The sequence below is a fragment of the Guyparkeria sp. SCN-R1 genome (genome assembly GCF_003932495.1).
Classification (GTDB): domain Bacteria; phylum Pseudomonadota; class Gammaproteobacteria; order Halothiobacillales; family Halothiobacillaceae; genus Guyparkeria.
The window spans coordinates 1-14,988 of the sequence record NZ_QZMT01000027.1 but is presented as its reverse complement, the minus strand read 5'-3'; the positions used below and the strand labels follow the sequence as shown (position 1 = coordinate 14,988).

The following is a 14,988-nucleotide window of genomic DNA, read 5'->3' as shown; positions in this document are numbered from 1 at the left end:
GTCGGCTCGTCGCCGAGAAGAGCGCGTATCTTACGCCCCTCGTGTCGCCTGTCAAGGGTTCGTTTGAACTCTTTTTGGCGACCTTCCGGCGGGCATCTGATCAGCCCCTCGTGCCGGAAAGGAGCGCGAATCTTACAGGAAGGATCCGCGCTTTCAACCCCTTTCGGGGAGGAATTTGGTGGGTCGTGTAGGATTCGAACCTACGACCAATTGGTTAAAAGCCAACTGCTCTACCAACTGAGCTAACGACCCCCTGTCGAGGACTGCGCATTATACGCAGCTGGTCGGGGCTGACAACCCCTTTTTTGCACTTTTCGTCGACCGAGAATCGGCAGGCCGTTCGCGTGCCGACAACCACTTGATTTGGCGACGGTCGCGCGGTTTTCAAGACCCGCCGACGTAATCCGTCGGATCGGACACGCCCGCCTCCACGAACCCCTGGCGGCGATAATGACAGGAGTCACAGGTCCCGCAGGCACGCCCCTGCGCGTCCGCGCGATAACAAGACACCGTCAGGCCATAGTCCACACCCAGGGCGCTGCCGTGGGCGATGATCTCCGCCTTGGTCATATAAAGGAGGGGGGCGTGGATCTCGAATGGGTGATCCGCGGCGGTCGCCACGTTGGCCAGCTTCTGGAATGCCTCGATAAACTCGGGCCGGCAATCCGGGTAACCGGAGTAGTCGACGGCATTCACCCCGATATAGATGCGCTCGGCACCCAGCATCTCGGCCCAGCCCAAGGCGAACGACAGGAATGTCAGGTTCCTGGCCGGAACGTAGGTGCTGGGGATCGCCGTATTGTCGGGGCTGTAATCGGGGACCGAGCGGTCCTGATCGGTGAGCGACGAGCCGCTGAGCCCGCCCATGTCGATGCGGATGGTCCGATGGGCAGTGGCACCCACGGCACGGGCAACCCGGTCGGCAGCCTCGAGCTCAACGCGGTGGCGCTGACCATAATCAAAGCTCAGGGCATGTACCGCGTAGCCGTCGGCACGCGCCTGCCAGGCAAGCGTGGCTGAATCCAGCCCGCCGGAAAGCAGCACGACTGCCGGCTTGTTGGACGACTCCGCCACCCTAGCGACCCGGTTCGTCACCCCAGATCAGCTTGTGCAGCTGCATCTGAAAGCGAATCTCGAGCCCGGTTTCCAGAACCCAGTCGGCCAGTTCGGTGGGCGTGACTCCGCCGAAGACCGGCGAGAACAGCACGGCGAATCGCCCGGCAAGGTCGTGTTCCCGCACCCGTGCCACGGCCCAGTCGAAATCCTCGCGCGAGCCGATGACCACCTTGACCTCATCCTGGGGCTTGAGCGCCTCAAGGTTTGCCCAGCGATTGCGTTCGACTTCGCCGGAACTGGGCGTTTTGAGGTCCATGACGATGTGCACGCGCGGATCGACGTGGGCGATGTCGAGCGCCCCGCTGGTCTCGAGGCTGACCACGTGACCCTCATCGACCAATTGGCGCAAGAGCTCGATGCAACCCGGCTGGGCCAGCGGCTCGCCGCCGGTCACACAGACATGCCGGGTGTTGAGTTCGGCAACCCGCGAGAGAATCACCTCCTGCTCCATGCGCTCGCCGCCGGTGAAGGCATAGGCGGTATCGCAGTAGACGCAGCGCAGCGGACAGCCGGTCAGGCGGACAAACACCGTCGGCCAACCGATATGATCCGACTCGCCCTGCAGGGAGCGGAATATCTCGGTGATACGCAGGCTGCGCGCCGCCTTGGGCGCGATCGACTCGAGCGACTCGGGCCGTTGGGCGGATTCCACCGTCATCAATTGCCGATGCGCGACAGACGCTGCTTGGCCAACCCCGCCGCCTGCGCATCCGGATAGTCGGCCACGATTTCGTTGAACAGTTGGCGTGCCGTCTCGTTGTCACCGCGCTCCTGGGCCACATAACCCAGCTTGAGCTTGGCATCCGGCACGCGATTGCTGTCGGGGAATCGCTCGACCACCTCGCCGTAGGCCTTGGCGGCCGCGGCGTAGTCCTGCTGGACGTAGTAGGTTTCGCCCTGCCAGAACAGCGCACTCGCCGCCCAGCTGCCTTTCGGGTTGGCGTCGATCACCTTCTGGAACGCATCGACAGCCTGCTCGTAATTGCCACTCTTGAGGACGTCGAAGGCCTCGTTGTAGAGGGCCTGCTGCTCGTCCTCGCTGGCCGTGCCACCCTGGTCACCGCCACTCGAATCGCCCCGATCGGAGGACGCATTCTCGGCGTTATCACCCGTCTCGGTGTCCACCGCGGCAACCGCCTCTTCCGGTACGTCCCGAGCGACCGGGTCCTCGGCACCCACGCCCGACGATCCGCCGGCCGAACCGGAGGCGCGTTGCGGCGAACGTGACTGGGCCACCTCCTCGAGGCGACGCTGCTGACGCTCCAGGGCGCGCTCCTGTTCGGAGAGCTGGCCATTCATGCTCTGCACTTGTCGCTCGAGATCATGGACCCGCTGCAACAAGCGCTGGAGCAGGATGGCCTGCCCCGACTGGTTGCTCGGCTCCGCCCCCGAGTCCGCGACGGTGACATTGTTTGCCGGCATCGGCCTCGTGCGCGCGCTCGGGGCGCTGGGCGCGGCCTCGTTTTCCGTCTCGGCCGACGGCTGCTCGTTGGAGTCGCCACCCCAATTCAGCCATCCCGGCGCCTGTTGCGCGGCCGCCGGCAGGGTGGTGCCGCCCAGCAGCAGGGCGGCCGCGAGAGAGCCCGCCAGCCGCGAGCGTCGATTCGAAGGCATCTCGTGCATGGTATTCGGCAATTTCCTGGTCATTTTCCTAGTCATTGAACGGCCCCCAGACCGGATCGCGCACCTTGCCCCGATCGTAACTCAGGGTTTGCGGCTCGCCACCAATGGCCGGTGAAATCTTGAGCACCGAGCCGCCGCCGGATTGCGCGGCGTACACCACCATGGCCCCGTTGGGCGCATAACTGGGGCGCTCCTCGCCACCACCGCGGCTGAGCAGCTGACGCTCACCGTCATCAAGCGATTGCTCGGCGACGAAGAAGCCACCACCGTCGCGCACTACCAGCGCCAGGCTTTCACCGTCCGGCGAGATGCGTGGGCCGGCAGCATAAGGGACATCGAAGGTCAGGCGACGGGCGCGGTCGTCCGGCCCGGACTTGCGGAACACCTGTGGCTGACCGAAACGGTCCGAGGTGAACGCAAGGCTGCGGTTGTCCGGGAACCAGGTCGGCTCGGTCTCGATCGACCCGGCACGGGTCCACTGCGTGGTACGGCGGCTATCCACGTCGATGACGTAGATATCCGGGTTACCGCCCTTGGAGAGGGTCACCGCGATCTTGTCACCGCGCGGCGACCAGGCGGGCGCCCCGTTGATGCCGCTGTAGTCGGTAAGCTGATAACGCTCCCCGGTGGACAGGTTCTGCACCCAGATGGCCGAGCGATTGCCCTCGAAGGAGACGTAGGCCAGCTTGCCGCCGTCCGGCGACCAGCTCGGCGACATCAGCGGATACGGCGACTCGAGCACGGTGCGCGGGTTGGCACCATCGGAATCGGCGATCTGCAGGGTATAGGTGCGATTGTCGACCGAGCCGCGCTCGGTGACATAGGCAATCCGGGTAGAGAAGGCACCGCGGTCGCCGGTCAATTCCTCGTAGACGATGTCGCTGATGCGATGCGCCACCGACCGGTCCTCCGAGGCGCCGGCCGAGATCTGGCTGCCGGCAATCCGCTCGCCGGAGCTGACATCAATCAGGTAGAAACGGGTGCGCAGTCGGTCACCGTCGGTCTCGGCCTGTCCCATAACGAGATAGCGCGCCTTACCCGCACGCCAGTCACCGATACGCAACTGGTCCGGCGAGGCCGGGCGACCGGGCATGGCGTCCCGCGCGACGGGCGCAAACAGACCGGAGCGAGCGAGATCGTCACCGATGATGCGCGCGAGATCGTCTACGCCACCCGGCTGATCGAACGGCACCACCGCGATCGGCACGCCACTCTCGGTGCCGCCGCTTATATCGATTTCCAACGCGGCCTGCGCTGGCATGACGAACGCGAGCATCCCGGCGAGGAACGTGGTCGCGAACCAACGATGCGAACGATGCAAAAGGGCCAGTACTGTCATGTGGGTCACCCCGGGTTGGCCGGTCATTCCGGCTTGAAGTTGAAACGGAGTTCTTCCTGGAAGATCGATTCGATTTCCGGCTTGGGCAAGGGCGAGGCGGCCTCGATGGCCTGCACCACGGAGCGTTCGAACAGGCGGTCCCCGTCGCAACGCTCGACGCTCACATTGCGCACGCGGCCGTCGGCATCCTGCTGGACGGTTACGGTGCAGGTCCAACCGGGGCGAGCCCCGCGCGGACGCTGCCAGTTGGCCCGCACCTTGGACTGGATGGCGGCCGCCCACCTGCTCAGGGCATCGCTCTCGGCGCGCGCCTGCTGCTCGGCGGCCAGTTGGTCGCGCAGGGCCTGTTCACGCGCTTCGCGTTCGGCCTGCTCGCGGGCGGCCTTTTCCTCCGCCTCCTGGCGAGCTTTTTCTTCGGCCTCGCGTCGCGCCTTCTCCTCGGCTTCCTGACGGGCCTTTTCCTCGGCCTCTCGACGCGCCTTTTCTTCGGCTTCCTGGCGAGCCTTCTCCTCGGCTTCGCGGCGCGCTTTTTCTTCCGCTTCCTTGCGGGCTTGCTCCTCGGCCTCCTGGCGCGCCTTTTCCTCCGCCTCACGCCGGGCCTTTTCTTCGGCTTCCTTACGCGCCTGCTCCTCAGCCTCCTGGCGGGCCTTTTCGGCTGCCTCCTGACGTGCTTTCTCTTCGGCCTCACGCTGCTTGGCCGCCTCCGCGGCCTCCTTGCGAGCCTCTTCGGCTTCCTTGCGCGCCTGCTCGCGCGCGGCCTCGACTTCCTGTTGCTCCTTTCTCAGCTCCTCGAGCCTCTCGGCCTCCTGGGCCGCCTCGCGCTCACGCGCTTCACGCAGCTCGGCAAGCTGCTGGGTGCGGGCCTCCTCGGCACGACGTGCGGCAGCCGCCTCTTCGGTAGCTCGTTCGGCCTCGGTCCGTTCACGTTCGCGGTTCTCGCGCTGCTCGCGCATACGTTCGGCCTGGCTTTCGATCGCCTCGGAGGAGACCGATTCGGCCTGGATATTCGGCATCGAGGGTTGCGATGCCTCACCGCTGGGCTTGACTGTTTCCGGCTGCCACAACTCGGAGAACACGATCGCCAGCAACAGCACCAGGTGCAGCAAGATGGCCAGGGTCACCGCAATCGGCATGCGCGCAAGCATCCGCCACATCGCTTACTGCTCCCCTTCGTTGCCGGCCCCGGCGTCAGACGGGGCGGCATCGGTCACCAGCCCCACCTTGGGCGCCCCGCCTTGCTGCGCGGCCACCATGGCGCGCATGACGTTCTCGTAGTTCGAGGCACGATCGCCTTTTACCAGGATAGGTGTTTCGGGATCGACCTGGCGCGCGGCCGCCACCAGCTCGGTGACCGTATCCAGACCAACCGGGGCGTCCGGGTTGTCGGCCTGGTTGACGAAATACTCGCCATCACGGTTGACACTGATCACCAGCGGCGGCTCGTCGGTGTCTTCCAACGGACTGGCCGAGGCCTGCGGCGGCTCGATCTCGACGCCCTGTTGCAGCATCGGGGCGGTGACCATGAAGATCACCAGCAGGACCAGCATCACGTCGATGTAGGGGACGACGTTGATCTCGGCAACCATCCGCCGCGCCCGTCGCGTGCGACGCGCCATGGCTTACTTGCCCCCCAGCTGACGCTGCAGCAGCCCCAGGAATTCGTCGACGAAGTTCTCGTAGCGGCCGGCGAGCCAGTCTATCCGCTGGGTATAGCGGTTGTAGGCAATGACCGCCGGGATGGCGGCGAACAGGCCCATCGCGGTGGCGATCAGCGCCTCGGCGATCGGCGGGGCCACGGCCGCCAGCGTGGCACTCTGCATGGTGCCGAGGTTCATGAAGGCGCTCATGATGCCCCAAACCGTGCCGAACAGGCCCACGTACGGGCTGACCGACCCGACCGTGGCGAGAAACGGCACGCCCTCTTCGAGCTGGTCGATCTGGCGGTTCTCGGCGACTCGCATGGCACGCTCGACACCATCGATGATCTGCGTGTGCCCCCGGTCCTCGGCCTGCCGCAGGCGCTGGAACTCGCGGAACCCCGCCTCGAAGATCGCCTCATGGCCCTCGCGCGGACGGGCTTCACGAGAGATGCGGTCGTAGAACTCGTTGAGACTGCCGCCGGCCCAGAAGCTGCTTTCGAACGAACGCACGCCGCTGACCGCGCGCTTGTAGGTCCGCGCCTTGTGAAAGATCAAAGCCCAGGAGCCAACCGAGGCTAGCGCCAGGATGATCAGGACCAGTAGCACGGGCAGGCTCGCCCCGGTAATCAGCTCGACGACGGACGGATCGGCATTCACGCGAAAGACTCCAGGATCGACTCGGGTATGGGTTTGGGACGAAAGGTCCGCGCATCCACGCAGACAACGCGCACGGACACCCCACACAGGACCGTGGAATCGGCGGAATGTTCCACGCGCTGGGTGAAGTCAATGGCCGCCGCGCGCAGGCGCGCCACCTCACAGGTGACGTTCAGCGAGTCATTAAATCGTGCCGGTCGGCGATATTCAAGCGAGGCCCGGGCCACCACGAACACCACCTGGTGCTCATCACGCAGCTCGTCCTGCTCCCAGCCGCGCGAGCGCAACCACTCAGTGCGAGCCCGCTCGCAGAAATTGAGATAGCGGGCGTGGTAGACCACCCCACCGGCGTCCGTGTCCTCGTAGTAGACGCGCACCGGCCAACGAAAGATATCGCGCTGCTTATCCATCGGAAGAGGCCCCAGCCAGCGGGTCGATCGACTCGTCCTGCCAGCGCTCGGGCGGACGGTAGCCGAAGTGTGCCCAGGTCTGCCGGGTGGCCATGCGCCCGCGCGGCGTGCGGATCAGAAACCCCTGCTGGATCAGGTAGGGCTCGAGCACGTCCTCGATGGTGTCACGCGATTCGCCGATCGCCGCAGCGAGGTTGTCGAGGCCCACCGGGCCGCCGTCGAATTTTTCGAGCAGGGTCTCGAGCAGGCGGCGGTCCTGGTGATCGAAGCCGCGCTTGTCGACCTTGAGCATGTCGAGTGCCGCATTGGCAATGCCACGGTCGACCCGACCACCGCCCTTGATGTCGGCGTAATCGCGCACGCGGCGCAGCAGCCGGTTGGCGATCCGCGGCGTGCCCCGCGAGCGGGCGGCAATCTCTTGGGCGCCCTCGGTGTCCATCTCCAACTGGGTCAGTCGCGCCGAGCGGGTAACGATATGCACCAGGTGCTCGACCTCGTAGAACTCGAGGCGCTGGATGATGCCGAAGCGGTCACGCAGCGGGTTGGTCAGCATGCCGGCCCGGGTGGTCGCCCCCACCAGGGTGAACGGCGGCAGGTCGAGCTTGATCGAGCGGGCCGCGGGCCCTTCGCCGATCATGATGTCAATCTGGTAATCCTCCATCGCCGGGTAGAGGATCTCCTCGACCACCGAGGACAGGCGATGGATCTCGTCGATGAACAGCACGTCGCCCGGCTCGAGGTTGGTCAGCAACGCGGCGAGATCACCGGGTCGCTCGAGCACCGGGCCGGAGGTCTGCTTGAGGCTCACGCCCATCTCGTTGGCGATGATGTGCGCCAGCGTGGTCTTGCCCAGCCCCGGCGGACCGAAGATCAGCACATGGTCGAGCGGCTCGCCGCGATTGCGCGCGGCGGGGACAAAGATTTCCATTTGCTCGACCACCGCCGGCTGGCCGATGTAGTCGGCGAGCCGGCGCGGGCGCAGCGCCCGTTCGAGGGCCTCCTCGTCGGGGCGGTGTTCGGAGCTGACGAAACGAGCGTCTTCCATGGAGGCACTCATGAGGCGGGCTTGACCGTTTGTCGCAACGCCAGTCGGATCAGCGCTTCGGCGTTATCCGCTCCCTCCTTCTCGGCCCGGGCGATCATGCGACCGGCCTCGGCCGGTTTGTAGCCGAGCGCCTCGAGCGCGCTCAAGGCCTCGTCGCGCGGCGTGTCGATTGCCGGTTCACCGCCGGCGACCATCGGCGCGACACCCCCCGGTTGCTTGTCGAGCCGGTCGCGCATCTCGATGATCAGCCGTTCGGCGGTCTTCTTGCCGATGCCCGGCACCTTGGTCAGCGCGGTGACGTCATCATTGAGCACGCAATCGCGGAACTGCGCCTCGGACATGCCCGAGAGCACCGCAACGGCCATGCGCGGGCCGATGCCCGAGACCTTGATCAGGGCGCGAAACAGGTCGCGCTCGCGGATGGTGGCAAAGCCGTACAGCAGTTGCGCGTCCTCGCGTACCACCAAGTGGGTATGCAGGATGACGTCGTCCTGCCCCTGGGTGGCGAAGAAGGTGGACATCGGTGCCTCGACCTCGTAGCCGATTCCCTGCACGTCCACCAGCAAAAACGGCGGCTTGCGGCTCAATACCCGCCCAGCAAGTCGTCCAATCATTTCTTTCCTCCGGCCTTGCCCGCCGCGCGGGCCATCAGGGTGGCGGCATCCATGTCGCGCCAGCCGCGCGAATCGCTGCGGCGGCGATACCGTCGCTGGGAGGCCTCGCGCAGGATCTCGCGCGCCTCGCTGTTCGGTCCGCTACTGCCAATTGCACCGAAGGCATTGCTGCGATAACAGTGGCACAACGCCACCGCCGCGGCGTCCGCGCCATCGGCCGACGGCAGGTCGGTCAGCCCGACCAGCCGCTGGACCATGTGGGCCACCTGCGTCTTGTCGGCCTTGCCGCTGCCGACCACTGCCTGCTTGACCGTCGCCGGCATGTATTCCTCGACCGGCAGGCCATGACGCACCACGGCGGCCAGGGCCGCACCGCGCGCCTGGGCGAGCTTGAGCGAGGAGGATTCGCTGCGATACATGAAGATTTGCTCGATGGCGCATTCGCTCGGCTGGTGGGTCTCGATCCATTCAGAGACCACATCGAAAACGCCGCCCATGCGGGCGGCAAAGTCACCGTGAGACTGCAGGGAATGGCTCGACAGCTCGAGGCAACGGGCTCGCCCGCCGGCAAACTCGATCACCGCCAGTCCGAGCACGCGCGAGCCGGGGTCGATGCCGAGCACCCGCCGCGTGGGGCGATTCCCTGCCGGCGAGTCAGGCATAGGCCGCTTCCGGGATCTCGCCGTTGTGATAGACCTCCTGCACGTCGTCGAGGTCCTCGAGCATATCGATCAGCTTGACCACCTTCTCCGCGTTCTCGCCGTCGACCGGGGCGCTGGTCGAGGCCCGCATGGTGACCTCGCTTTCCTCCGGCGGCAGGCCCGCGTCGATCATGGCCTGCTTGACGTCACTATAGGTCTCCGGCGTGGTGGTGACCTCGATCGACTTGTCGTCGAACACCTCGATGTCCTCGGCACCGGCCTCCATCGCGGCCTCCATGATCGGGTCTTCGTCGCTGCCCGGCGGGTAGTAGAGCACGCCGAGACGGGAGAACAGGAACGCGACCGAGCCGTCGGTGCCGAGGTTGCCGCCGTTCTTGGAGAAGGCGTGACGCACGTCGGCTACCGTGCGGGTGTTGTTGTCGGTCATGCCGGTGACGTAGACCGCCACGCCGCCCGGGCCGTAGCCCTCGAAGGTGACCTCGACGAAATCCTGCCCCTCGAGATCACCCGCGCCGCGCTTGGCGGCCCGCTCGATAGTGTCCTTGGGCATGTTCGCGCCCAGCGCCTTGTCCCAGGCCAGGCGCAAGCGCGGATTGGCCGCCGGGTCGGCATTGCCTCCGGCACGTGCGGCCACCGTGATCTCGCGGATGATCTTGGTCCAGAGCTTGCCGCGCTTCTTGTCCTGCGCGGCCTTGCGATGCTTGATGTTCGCCCACTTGCTGTGACCGGCCATTCCTCACCTTCTCGTTGCTCGCGCGTGACGCGCGCGATTGACTAAACCTAGCGAATCTCTCAATACACCGATAACGGTGGAAACGAGCCCAGAAACCAGCGGATGAACGAAACACTGACCCTGCTGGGCGCCGCAGACACCAGCACCCGACATCAGATCCCTGCCGGGCCCGGGCTGACGCCTCACGCCATGCTTCCGCTATTCACTGTGTTCAGCGGGCATTGCTCGGTATGTACTGAGATTCCGCACCCTGTGGGTGACGTCGTAGCGGGAATTCTACCACCGCCAACAGTGATACCGGAGCCTCCACCCTACTCAGAGGAAACCGCAGGAATCGGAATCGTTTGGAACTCTCGCCACACCTAATGGCCACACTTTGGACGGGCGCAACAATCACCCGTAAATCGGCAAAAATTCGGCCACTCTCCAATCAACAAAGGTGTCTTATGAAATTCGAAACGAAAACCATTGCGACACTCCTGAGTAGTACGGCATTGGCGATGACAGTCGGCATGGGCTCGGTCCACGCCGAAGACACAAATCCAAAACATGGAGAACCGGGGGACGGCGCGACCGCGCCGGAACATCCGCAAGGTGAGGGGGTTGCCCCCAACACCGGCATGGGTGGGGCCCTTCGGGACGAGGAAGTGCAAGGTCACGACACGTCAGAGCCTGCCGGGGTTGGCCAACAACAATCTGATCAGCCTGAGGCCGGGGGCGGTGATGGCATGGACCATGATGATGAGGACAAGGATGCCGGGGGCATGTAACCCCTCGCCGAGCTGAGTCAGACCGCGTGGCCTGACAGTCGCTCAAGAAAGCCCGGCCTCGTCGCCGGGCATTTTTTTGCATCACGCCTCGGCATCTGCCGAACGCCACCAGTACAACCACAACCCCAGCGCCGCGACATACAGGCAGGCCATCCCCACTGCCAAGGCAACCAGCGAATCCGCCAGCCACGCCACCATCACCCCCGACACCAACCCCGCAAACGCCATCTGGGTCGCCCCCTGCAGCGCCGAGGCCAGCCCGCGCTGGGCCGGCCAGTAGTCGAGCGCGGTGATGTTGAGCGCCGGCATGGTGGTCGCCATGCCCATGACGTAAAGCGTGATCGGCGTGACGGTCAGCCACACCCCGTGCGTGACGTCCGGCGGCTGCACCCAGGCCTGAATCAGGTTGTAGATCACCGCCAGCCCAGTCAGAAACAAGCCCAGCGCCATGGTGCCGGTCATACTCACTCGCCCGGCGAGCCAGTTGGTCAGGCGGCTGCCGAGGATCAGCCCGGCCACCAACGGCACGAAGAATTTCCAGAAGTCGGTCTCGTCCTGGCCGAGATGATCGATGAGGATCGCCGGAGCGGCGGCAACGTAGAGGAACATGCCGCCGAACAGCAGCGCGAACACCACGACCAGCTGCATGTAGCGCGGGTGGGAAAGCGCCCGCGCATAGCTCTTGAAGACGAACCGCGGGGCGAACGATTGACGATCACGCTGCGCTACGGTCTCCGGCAGCAACCACCAGATCGCGATCAACAGCAGCAGGGAGAAACCCAGCAGGAACCAGAACACCGAGCGCCAGCCGAACCATTCGTGCAGCCAGCCGCCGATGATCGGGGCTGCTGCCGGCGCCGCGGCAAATATCAGCATCACGTTCGCCATTACGCGCTGGGCATCGGCGCCGGCGAACAGGTCGCGCACCAGCGCCCGGCCGATCACCACGCCGGCACCGGCGGCCAGCCCCTGCCCCACCCGCGCGGCGATCAGCTGGCCGATACTCTGCGAGAGCGCGGCAAAGACGGTCATCAGGGCATAGGCCAGCAGGGCAAGCAGGATCACGCGCTTGCGGCCGAAGCTGTCGGAAGCCGGCCCGTAGAACAGCATCATCGAGCCAAAGGCGAGCAGGTACAGGGAAAGGGTCTGCTGGATCGCCGCCTGCCCCACGCCGAACTCGTCGGCCATGGCGTGAAACGACGGCAGGTAGGCATCAACGGTGAATGGCGCGAGCATCAGCAGCCCGGCGATCACCAACACCAGCACGGCGGCGCGACGCCCCTGGGGGCTGTCATCCCCTTGGGCCGAGGTCTCGTCGGCCGGCGCGTTCACGCCGGTACGGGTTCGCGCACGCCGGTACGGTAGCGCAGGAAGCTCTTGAGTTGCTGGTGGCCGTGCTGGGTCAGGATCGACTCGGGGTGGAACTGCACGCCCTCGATGGCGTACTCGCGGTGACGGAAGCCCATCACCTCGTCGACCGAACCGTCCTCGTGCTGCGTCCAGGCGGTGATCTCGAGCACCTCGGGAATGCTGTCGCGGGCGACCACCAGCGAGTGGTAGCGCGTCGCCTCGAAGGGGTTCGGCAGCCCCTCGAACACCCCCTCGCCGGTGTGGTAGACCGGCGAGACCTTGCCGTGCATCACCTCGCGGGCCCGCACCACCTTGCCACCGAAGACCTGGCCGATCGCCTGGTGCCCCAGGCAGACGCCCAGGATGGGCAGCTTGCCGGCGAAATGCCGGATCACCTCCAGCGAGATCCCGGCCTGGTCCGGATCGCAGGGCCCCGGGGACACCACGATGTGGGTCGGCGCGCGGGCCTCGATCTCCTCGATGGTGACCTGGTCGTTGCGCGCCACCCAGACCTCTTCACCCAACTCGCCCAGGTACTGGACGAGGTTGTAGGTAAACGAGTCGTAGTTGTCGAGCATCAGCACCATTGCGGTTGCCACTCCATAAATCCAAGAGGTCTGGCCACCCGAGATCAGTCACACCGGTGGGCGTTGAATGCTCAGTATAGCCGACGCGGGGCAGGCATCGACGGGGCAACGCGCCCGCCAGTCGAGCCCCTCACGTCAGTGATATTTCTCGACGGTGATGTGCCCCGGTTCCCGGCGGCGGTGACGACGCAGGCCGCGCGATTCGAGCACCTGCTGCACCGCTTCGATCATGTCCGAGTTGCCGCACAGCATGACGTGGGCATCCTCGGCGCGCAGATCCAGTCCGACATGGCGCTCGAGCGTGCCTGCGGCCAGCGCCGCGGGAATCCGTTCGCGCAGGGCGCCCGGCTGCGCCTCGCGCGTGACCACCGGCACGAAGTCGAATTGATCGCCGTGGCGCTCCTGTAGCCGGCGAATTGTCTCGCCGTAGGCCAGGTCCGTCGCGTGGCGCACCGAGTGGCACAGCACCACCCGCTCGGCACGTTCCCACGGGGTGTCGGTCTTGAGGATCGACAGGAAGGGGCCCAGCGCGGTGCCCGTCGCGAACAGCCACAGGTGGCGATGCGCAGGTGTGCGTTCCATGGTCATCGTGCCGGTGACCGAGGAATGCACGAACAGGGTGTCGCCGGCTTCCAACCGGGCCAGCCGCGGGGAAAGCGACCCGTCGGGCACCACATTGAAATAGATCTCGTGCGGCGTCTCGTCCGGCGCGTTGACCAATGAGTAGGGTCGCGCGATACGCTCGCCGTCGATATCGAGCCCGACCCGGACGAACTGCCCCGCCTTGAACGCCGGCAGTGGCGCCTGGAAACGCAGGGAATAGAGTCCATCGTTCCAGCGGATTTTCTCCGCCACCGTCACCTCGATCCATTCGCCCATCGATTACCTCGTCTCGATTCGTGCAGCGCGCCCATGCAATGGCGCCGCTGACTTTTTCAGCATGACACGATTGACAACCGCTTCGGGACACCGGCGCCGGGGCGAGCGTTCAACCCGCCGCTCGCCGACGGGCATTGCGTCGCTGTCGGCGTTGGTAGAGCGTGATGATCAGCAGCGACGACAGGATCAGGCCGATGCCGATCTGCTTGATCGGCCCCGGCGTCTCGCCGAGCACCAGCCATGCGCTCAACACGCCGATGCCGGGCACCAGCAGCGCCCCGAAGCCGGCAATCCAGGTCGGCAGATGATGCAGGGAGTAGACCCACAGCAACCAGCCCAGCGCCCCGGCCAGCACCACGTTGTAGAATAGGGCCCAAAAGAAGTTGGGTGTCGGGTCGACGGCGAATGGCTCGACCCAGAGCGCAATCGCCATCAGCAACAGGCCGCCATAGAGCATCTGCCAGGCCGTCAGGCTCAGCAAATCCGGCTGGTAGCGATGGTAATAACGCTTCTGCCAGATCGCACCCAGCGCCCAACCGAATCCCGAGGCGAAGGCCAGCAACACCGCTCCCAGCGCCAGGGACTTCTCCCACGGCGAGATCAGCAACACCAGCCCGGGCAAGGCCAGGCCGATGGCCAGCAATTGAACGCGCGTGACACGCTCCTTGAGAGCGAAGTGCGCCATCAAAGTCAGCCACAGCGGCATCATGAAGACGATCACCGCGGTTTCGCCGGCCGCACCGGTCTCCAGCGCCCACATCATGAAACCGACGAAGCCGGCCGTCTGGAACAGGCCGATCGGTAACGCGTAAAACAGCGGTGGCGGACGCAACCGCTTGCCGGCGAGCGGCAGGATCGCGATGAGCAGCAGCGCCGGCAGAACCGTGCGCAAAGCCGCGAACCATGCCGGCGAGACGTCCACCAGTACGGCCTTCATCACCACCCAGTTGTAGCCCCACAGCAGGCCGAGCAGCAGCAACGCAAGGAGCGGCAACAACGCGATCGGCGCGTATTGGGGAATCTCGCGGTCCTCGACGGGACCCGGGGTCGGCTCGGTCATGCACTCACCGGCGATTGCTCAAGGGGCGGCGATAGTAGCAGCCCCTCTCAGATGATGACCGATCCCGGCTCCCCGCATGCCTTCGAAGCATGATGGAACCCGAGCGCCTTGACTGCATCTCAACTATGGTCGGGTTGGCCGTGCGAGGTTCATGGCCAACCGGCATACCCGTCGGCTCCATGCCGACAACCGGCCGCAACGCTTGACGCACCGTCTTGCCAGGCCGCGCAACCAAGGAGGTCGCATTATGTTGTCTTGGGCACTCGTTTTCCTCATCGTGGGCATCATCGCAGGCGTATTGGGCTTAAGCGGCATCGCGGGCGCCGCGACGCAGATTGCCTGGATCCTGTTCGTGGTTGGCCTGATCCTGGCCATCGTCTTCTTCCTGATGGGCCGGCGACCGCCCGTCTGACGCCCCAACCAACGAGCCACGAAAAAACCCCGGCCATGAAGTGACCCCTGAAAGTTGGACACCCATCCAACTGACAGGGGTTTTCTTATGG

At 65.5% G+C, this 14,988-nt stretch carries 18 protein-coding genes and 1 tRNA gene; 2 read left to right on the top strand and 17 right to left on the bottom strand.

Annotated features, from left to right (window positions below; genetic code table 11):
• Window positions 1–176: 176 nt before the first annotated feature.
• The 13 genes from D5687_RS10600 to D5687_RS10540 all read right to left on the bottom strand — a co-directional run bounded on the left by D5687_RS10600 (window position 177) and on the right by D5687_RS10540 (window position 9,839).
• Window positions 177–252, bottom strand: a tRNA-Lys gene (locus D5687_RS10600).
• A 132-nt stretch (window positions 253–384) separates the two neighbouring features.
• Window positions 385–1,074: a 7-cyano-7-deazaguanine synthase QueC gene (gene queC / locus D5687_RS10595; RefSeq protein WP_204742189.1), complete on the bottom strand. Its 690-nt coding sequence runs from the start codon at window positions 1,072–1,074 to the stop codon at window positions 385–387.
• A gap of 1 nt (window position 1,075) precedes the next feature.
• Entirely contained in the window at window positions 1,076–1,774 is a 699-nt protein-coding gene (gene queE, locus D5687_RS10590; RefSeq protein ID WP_125199749.1) for a 7-carboxy-7-deazaguanine synthase QueE, read from the bottom strand.
• Window positions 1,774–2,739, bottom strand: a complete 966-nt coding sequence (gene ybgF, locus D5687_RS10585; RefSeq protein ID WP_158611866.1) for a tol-pal system protein YbgF — start codon at window positions 2,737–2,739, stop codon at window positions 1,774–1,776. The genes queE and ybgF overlap by 1 nt, the downstream gene beginning before the upstream one ends.
• Window positions 2,740–2,767: 28 nt before the next feature.
• Window positions 2,768–4,078 carry a Tol-Pal system beta propeller repeat protein TolB gene (gene tolB, locus D5687_RS10580; protein WP_125199747.1) on the bottom strand — a complete coding sequence of 437 codons (1,311 nt, stop codon included), beginning with the start codon at window positions 4,076–4,078 and terminating at the stop codon, window positions 2,768–2,770.
• Between the two features lie 23 nt (window positions 4,079–4,101).
• Window positions 4,102–5,232: a cell envelope integrity protein TolA gene (gene tolA / locus D5687_RS10575; RefSeq protein ID WP_125199746.1), complete on the bottom strand. Its 1,131-nt coding sequence runs from the start codon at window positions 5,230–5,232 to the stop codon at window positions 4,102–4,104.
• Between the two features lie 3 nt (window positions 5,233–5,235).
• On the bottom strand, window positions 5,236–5,694 hold the full coding sequence (gene tolR, locus D5687_RS10570; protein ID WP_125199745.1) for a protein TolR: 459 nt from the start codon (window positions 5,692–5,694) through the stop codon (window positions 5,236–5,238).
• A 3-nt stretch (window positions 5,695–5,697) separates the two neighbouring features.
• Complete coding sequence (gene tolQ / locus D5687_RS10565; RefSeq protein WP_125199744.1) at window positions 5,698–6,375, bottom strand: protein TolQ; 678 nt, start codon at window positions 6,373–6,375, stop codon at window positions 5,698–5,700.
• Complete coding sequence (ybgC, locus tag D5687_RS10560; protein WP_125199743.1) at window positions 6,372–6,785, bottom strand: tol-pal system-associated acyl-CoA thioesterase; 414 nt, start codon at window positions 6,783–6,785, stop codon at window positions 6,372–6,374. Before ybgC ends, tolQ begins: the two co-directional genes overlap by 4 nt.
• Entirely contained in the window at window positions 6,778–7,830 is a 1,053-nt protein-coding gene (gene ruvB / locus D5687_RS10555) for a Holliday junction branch migration DNA helicase RuvB (RefSeq protein ID WP_125199742.1), read from the bottom strand. Before ruvB ends, ybgC begins: the two co-directional genes overlap by 8 nt.
• Window positions 7,831–7,838: 8 nt before the next feature.
• A complete protein-coding gene (ruvA, locus tag D5687_RS10550) occupies window positions 7,839–8,444 on the bottom strand; it encodes a Holliday junction branch migration protein RuvA (RefSeq protein WP_125199741.1) in 606 nt (201 codons plus the stop codon).
• Window positions 8,441–9,106 (bottom strand): crossover junction endodeoxyribonuclease RuvC, encoded by a 666-nt coding sequence (ruvC, locus tag D5687_RS10545; protein WP_125199740.1) that lies wholly within the window; start codon window positions 9,104–9,106, stop codon window positions 8,441–8,443. The genes ruvA and ruvC overlap by 4 nt, the downstream gene beginning before the upstream one ends.
• Window positions 9,099–9,839, bottom strand: a complete 741-nt coding sequence (locus D5687_RS10540) for a YebC/PmpR family DNA-binding transcriptional regulator (protein ID WP_125199739.1) — start codon at window positions 9,837–9,839, stop codon at window positions 9,099–9,101. The genes ruvC and D5687_RS10540 overlap by 8 nt, the downstream gene beginning before the upstream one ends.
• 446 nt (window positions 9,840–10,285) lie before the next feature.
• Here D5687_RS10540 and D5687_RS10535 point away from each other — a divergent pair, with 446 nt between their 5' ends.
• Window positions 10,286–10,609 carry a hypothetical protein gene (locus D5687_RS10535; protein ID WP_125199738.1) on the top strand — a complete coding sequence of 108 codons (324 nt, stop codon included), beginning with the start codon at window positions 10,286–10,288 and terminating at the stop codon, window positions 10,607–10,609.
• Between the two features lie 81 nt (window positions 10,610–10,690).
• Here D5687_RS10535 and D5687_RS10530 read toward each other — a convergent pair whose 3' ends face one another.
• The 4 genes from D5687_RS10530 to D5687_RS10515 form a co-directional block, all read right to left on the bottom strand.
• Window positions 10,691–11,941, bottom strand: coding sequence for a multidrug effflux MFS transporter (locus tag D5687_RS10530; protein WP_125199737.1), 1,251 nt, complete (start codon window positions 11,939–11,941; stop codon window positions 10,691–10,693).
• Window positions 11,938–12,546, bottom strand: coding sequence for an aminodeoxychorismate/anthranilate synthase component II (locus D5687_RS10525; RefSeq protein ID WP_125199751.1), 609 nt, complete (start codon window positions 12,544–12,546; stop codon window positions 11,938–11,940). The genes D5687_RS10530 and D5687_RS10525 overlap by 4 nt, the downstream gene beginning before the upstream one ends.
• 135 nt (window positions 12,547–12,681) lie before the next feature.
• Entirely contained in the window at window positions 12,682–13,425 is a 744-nt protein-coding gene (locus D5687_RS10520; protein ID WP_125199736.1) for a ferredoxin--NADP reductase, read from the bottom strand.
• A 109-nt stretch (window positions 13,426–13,534) separates the two neighbouring features.
• Complete coding sequence (locus tag D5687_RS10515; RefSeq protein WP_125199735.1) at window positions 13,535–14,485, bottom strand: DMT family transporter; 951 nt, start codon at window positions 14,483–14,485, stop codon at window positions 13,535–13,537.
• A 247-nt stretch (window positions 14,486–14,732) separates the two neighbouring features.
• Between D5687_RS10515 and D5687_RS10510 the strand changes: the two genes are divergently transcribed.
• Window positions 14,733–14,897 carry a DUF1328 domain-containing protein gene (locus D5687_RS10510; protein ID WP_082663799.1) on the top strand — a complete coding sequence of 55 codons (165 nt, stop codon included), beginning with the start codon at window positions 14,733–14,735 and terminating at the stop codon, window positions 14,895–14,897.
• The last annotated feature ends 91 nt before the right edge of the window (window positions 14,898–14,988 follow it).

Bases quoted from the DNA above. Each gene is read 5' to 3' on its own strand.
- ruvB (WP_125199742.1), bottom strand. From the start codon at position 7,830: ATGGAAGACGCTCGTTTCGTCAGCTCCGAACACCGCCCCGACGAGGAG.
- D5687_RS10520 (WP_125199736.1), bottom strand. From the start codon at position 13,425: ATGGGCGAATGGATCGAGGTGACGGTGGCGGAGAAAATCCGCTGGAAC.
- ruvC (WP_125199740.1), bottom strand. From the start codon at position 9,106: ATGCCTGACTCGCCGGCAGGGAATCGCCCCACGCGGCGGGTGCTCGGC.
- ybgF (WP_158611866.1), bottom strand. From the start codon at position 2,739: ATGCACGAGATGCCTTCGAATCGACGCTCGCGGCTGGCGGGCTCTCTC.
- D5687_RS10540 (WP_125199739.1), bottom strand. From the start codon at position 9,839: ATGGCCGGTCACAGCAAGTGGGCGAACATCAAGCATCGCAAGGCCGCG.
- D5687_RS10535 (WP_125199738.1), top strand. From the start codon at position 10,286: ATGAAATTCGAAACGAAAACCATTGCGACACTCCTGAGTAGTACGGCA.
- D5687_RS10515 (WP_125199735.1), bottom strand. From the start codon at position 14,485: ATGACCGAGCCGACCCCGGGTCCCGTCGAGGACCGCGAGATTCCCCAA.
- D5687_RS10525 (WP_125199751.1), bottom strand. From the start codon at position 12,546: ATGGTGCTGATGCTCGACAACTACGACTCGTTTACCTACAACCTCGTC.
- queE (WP_125199749.1), bottom strand. From the start codon at position 1,774: ATGACGGTGGAATCCGCCCAACGGCCCGAGTCGCTCGAGTCGATCGCG.
- tolB (WP_125199747.1), bottom strand. From the start codon at position 4,078: ATGACAGTACTGGCCCTTTTGCATCGTTCGCATCGTTGGTTCGCGACC.
- tolR (WP_125199745.1), bottom strand. From the start codon at position 5,694: ATGGCGCGTCGCACGCGACGGGCGCGGCGGATGGTTGCCGAGATCAAC.
- tolA (WP_125199746.1), bottom strand. From the start codon at position 5,232: ATGTGGCGGATGCTTGCGCGCATGCCGATTGCGGTGACCCTGGCCATC.
- ruvA (WP_125199741.1), bottom strand. From the start codon at position 8,444: ATGATTGGACGACTTGCTGGGCGGGTATTGAGCCGCAAGCCGCCGTTT.
- D5687_RS10510 (WP_082663799.1), top strand. From the start codon at position 14,733: ATGTTGTCTTGGGCACTCGTTTTCCTCATCGTGGGCATCATCGCAGGC.
- ybgC (WP_125199743.1), bottom strand. From the start codon at position 6,785: ATGGATAAGCAGCGCGATATCTTTCGTTGGCCGGTGCGCGTCTACTAC.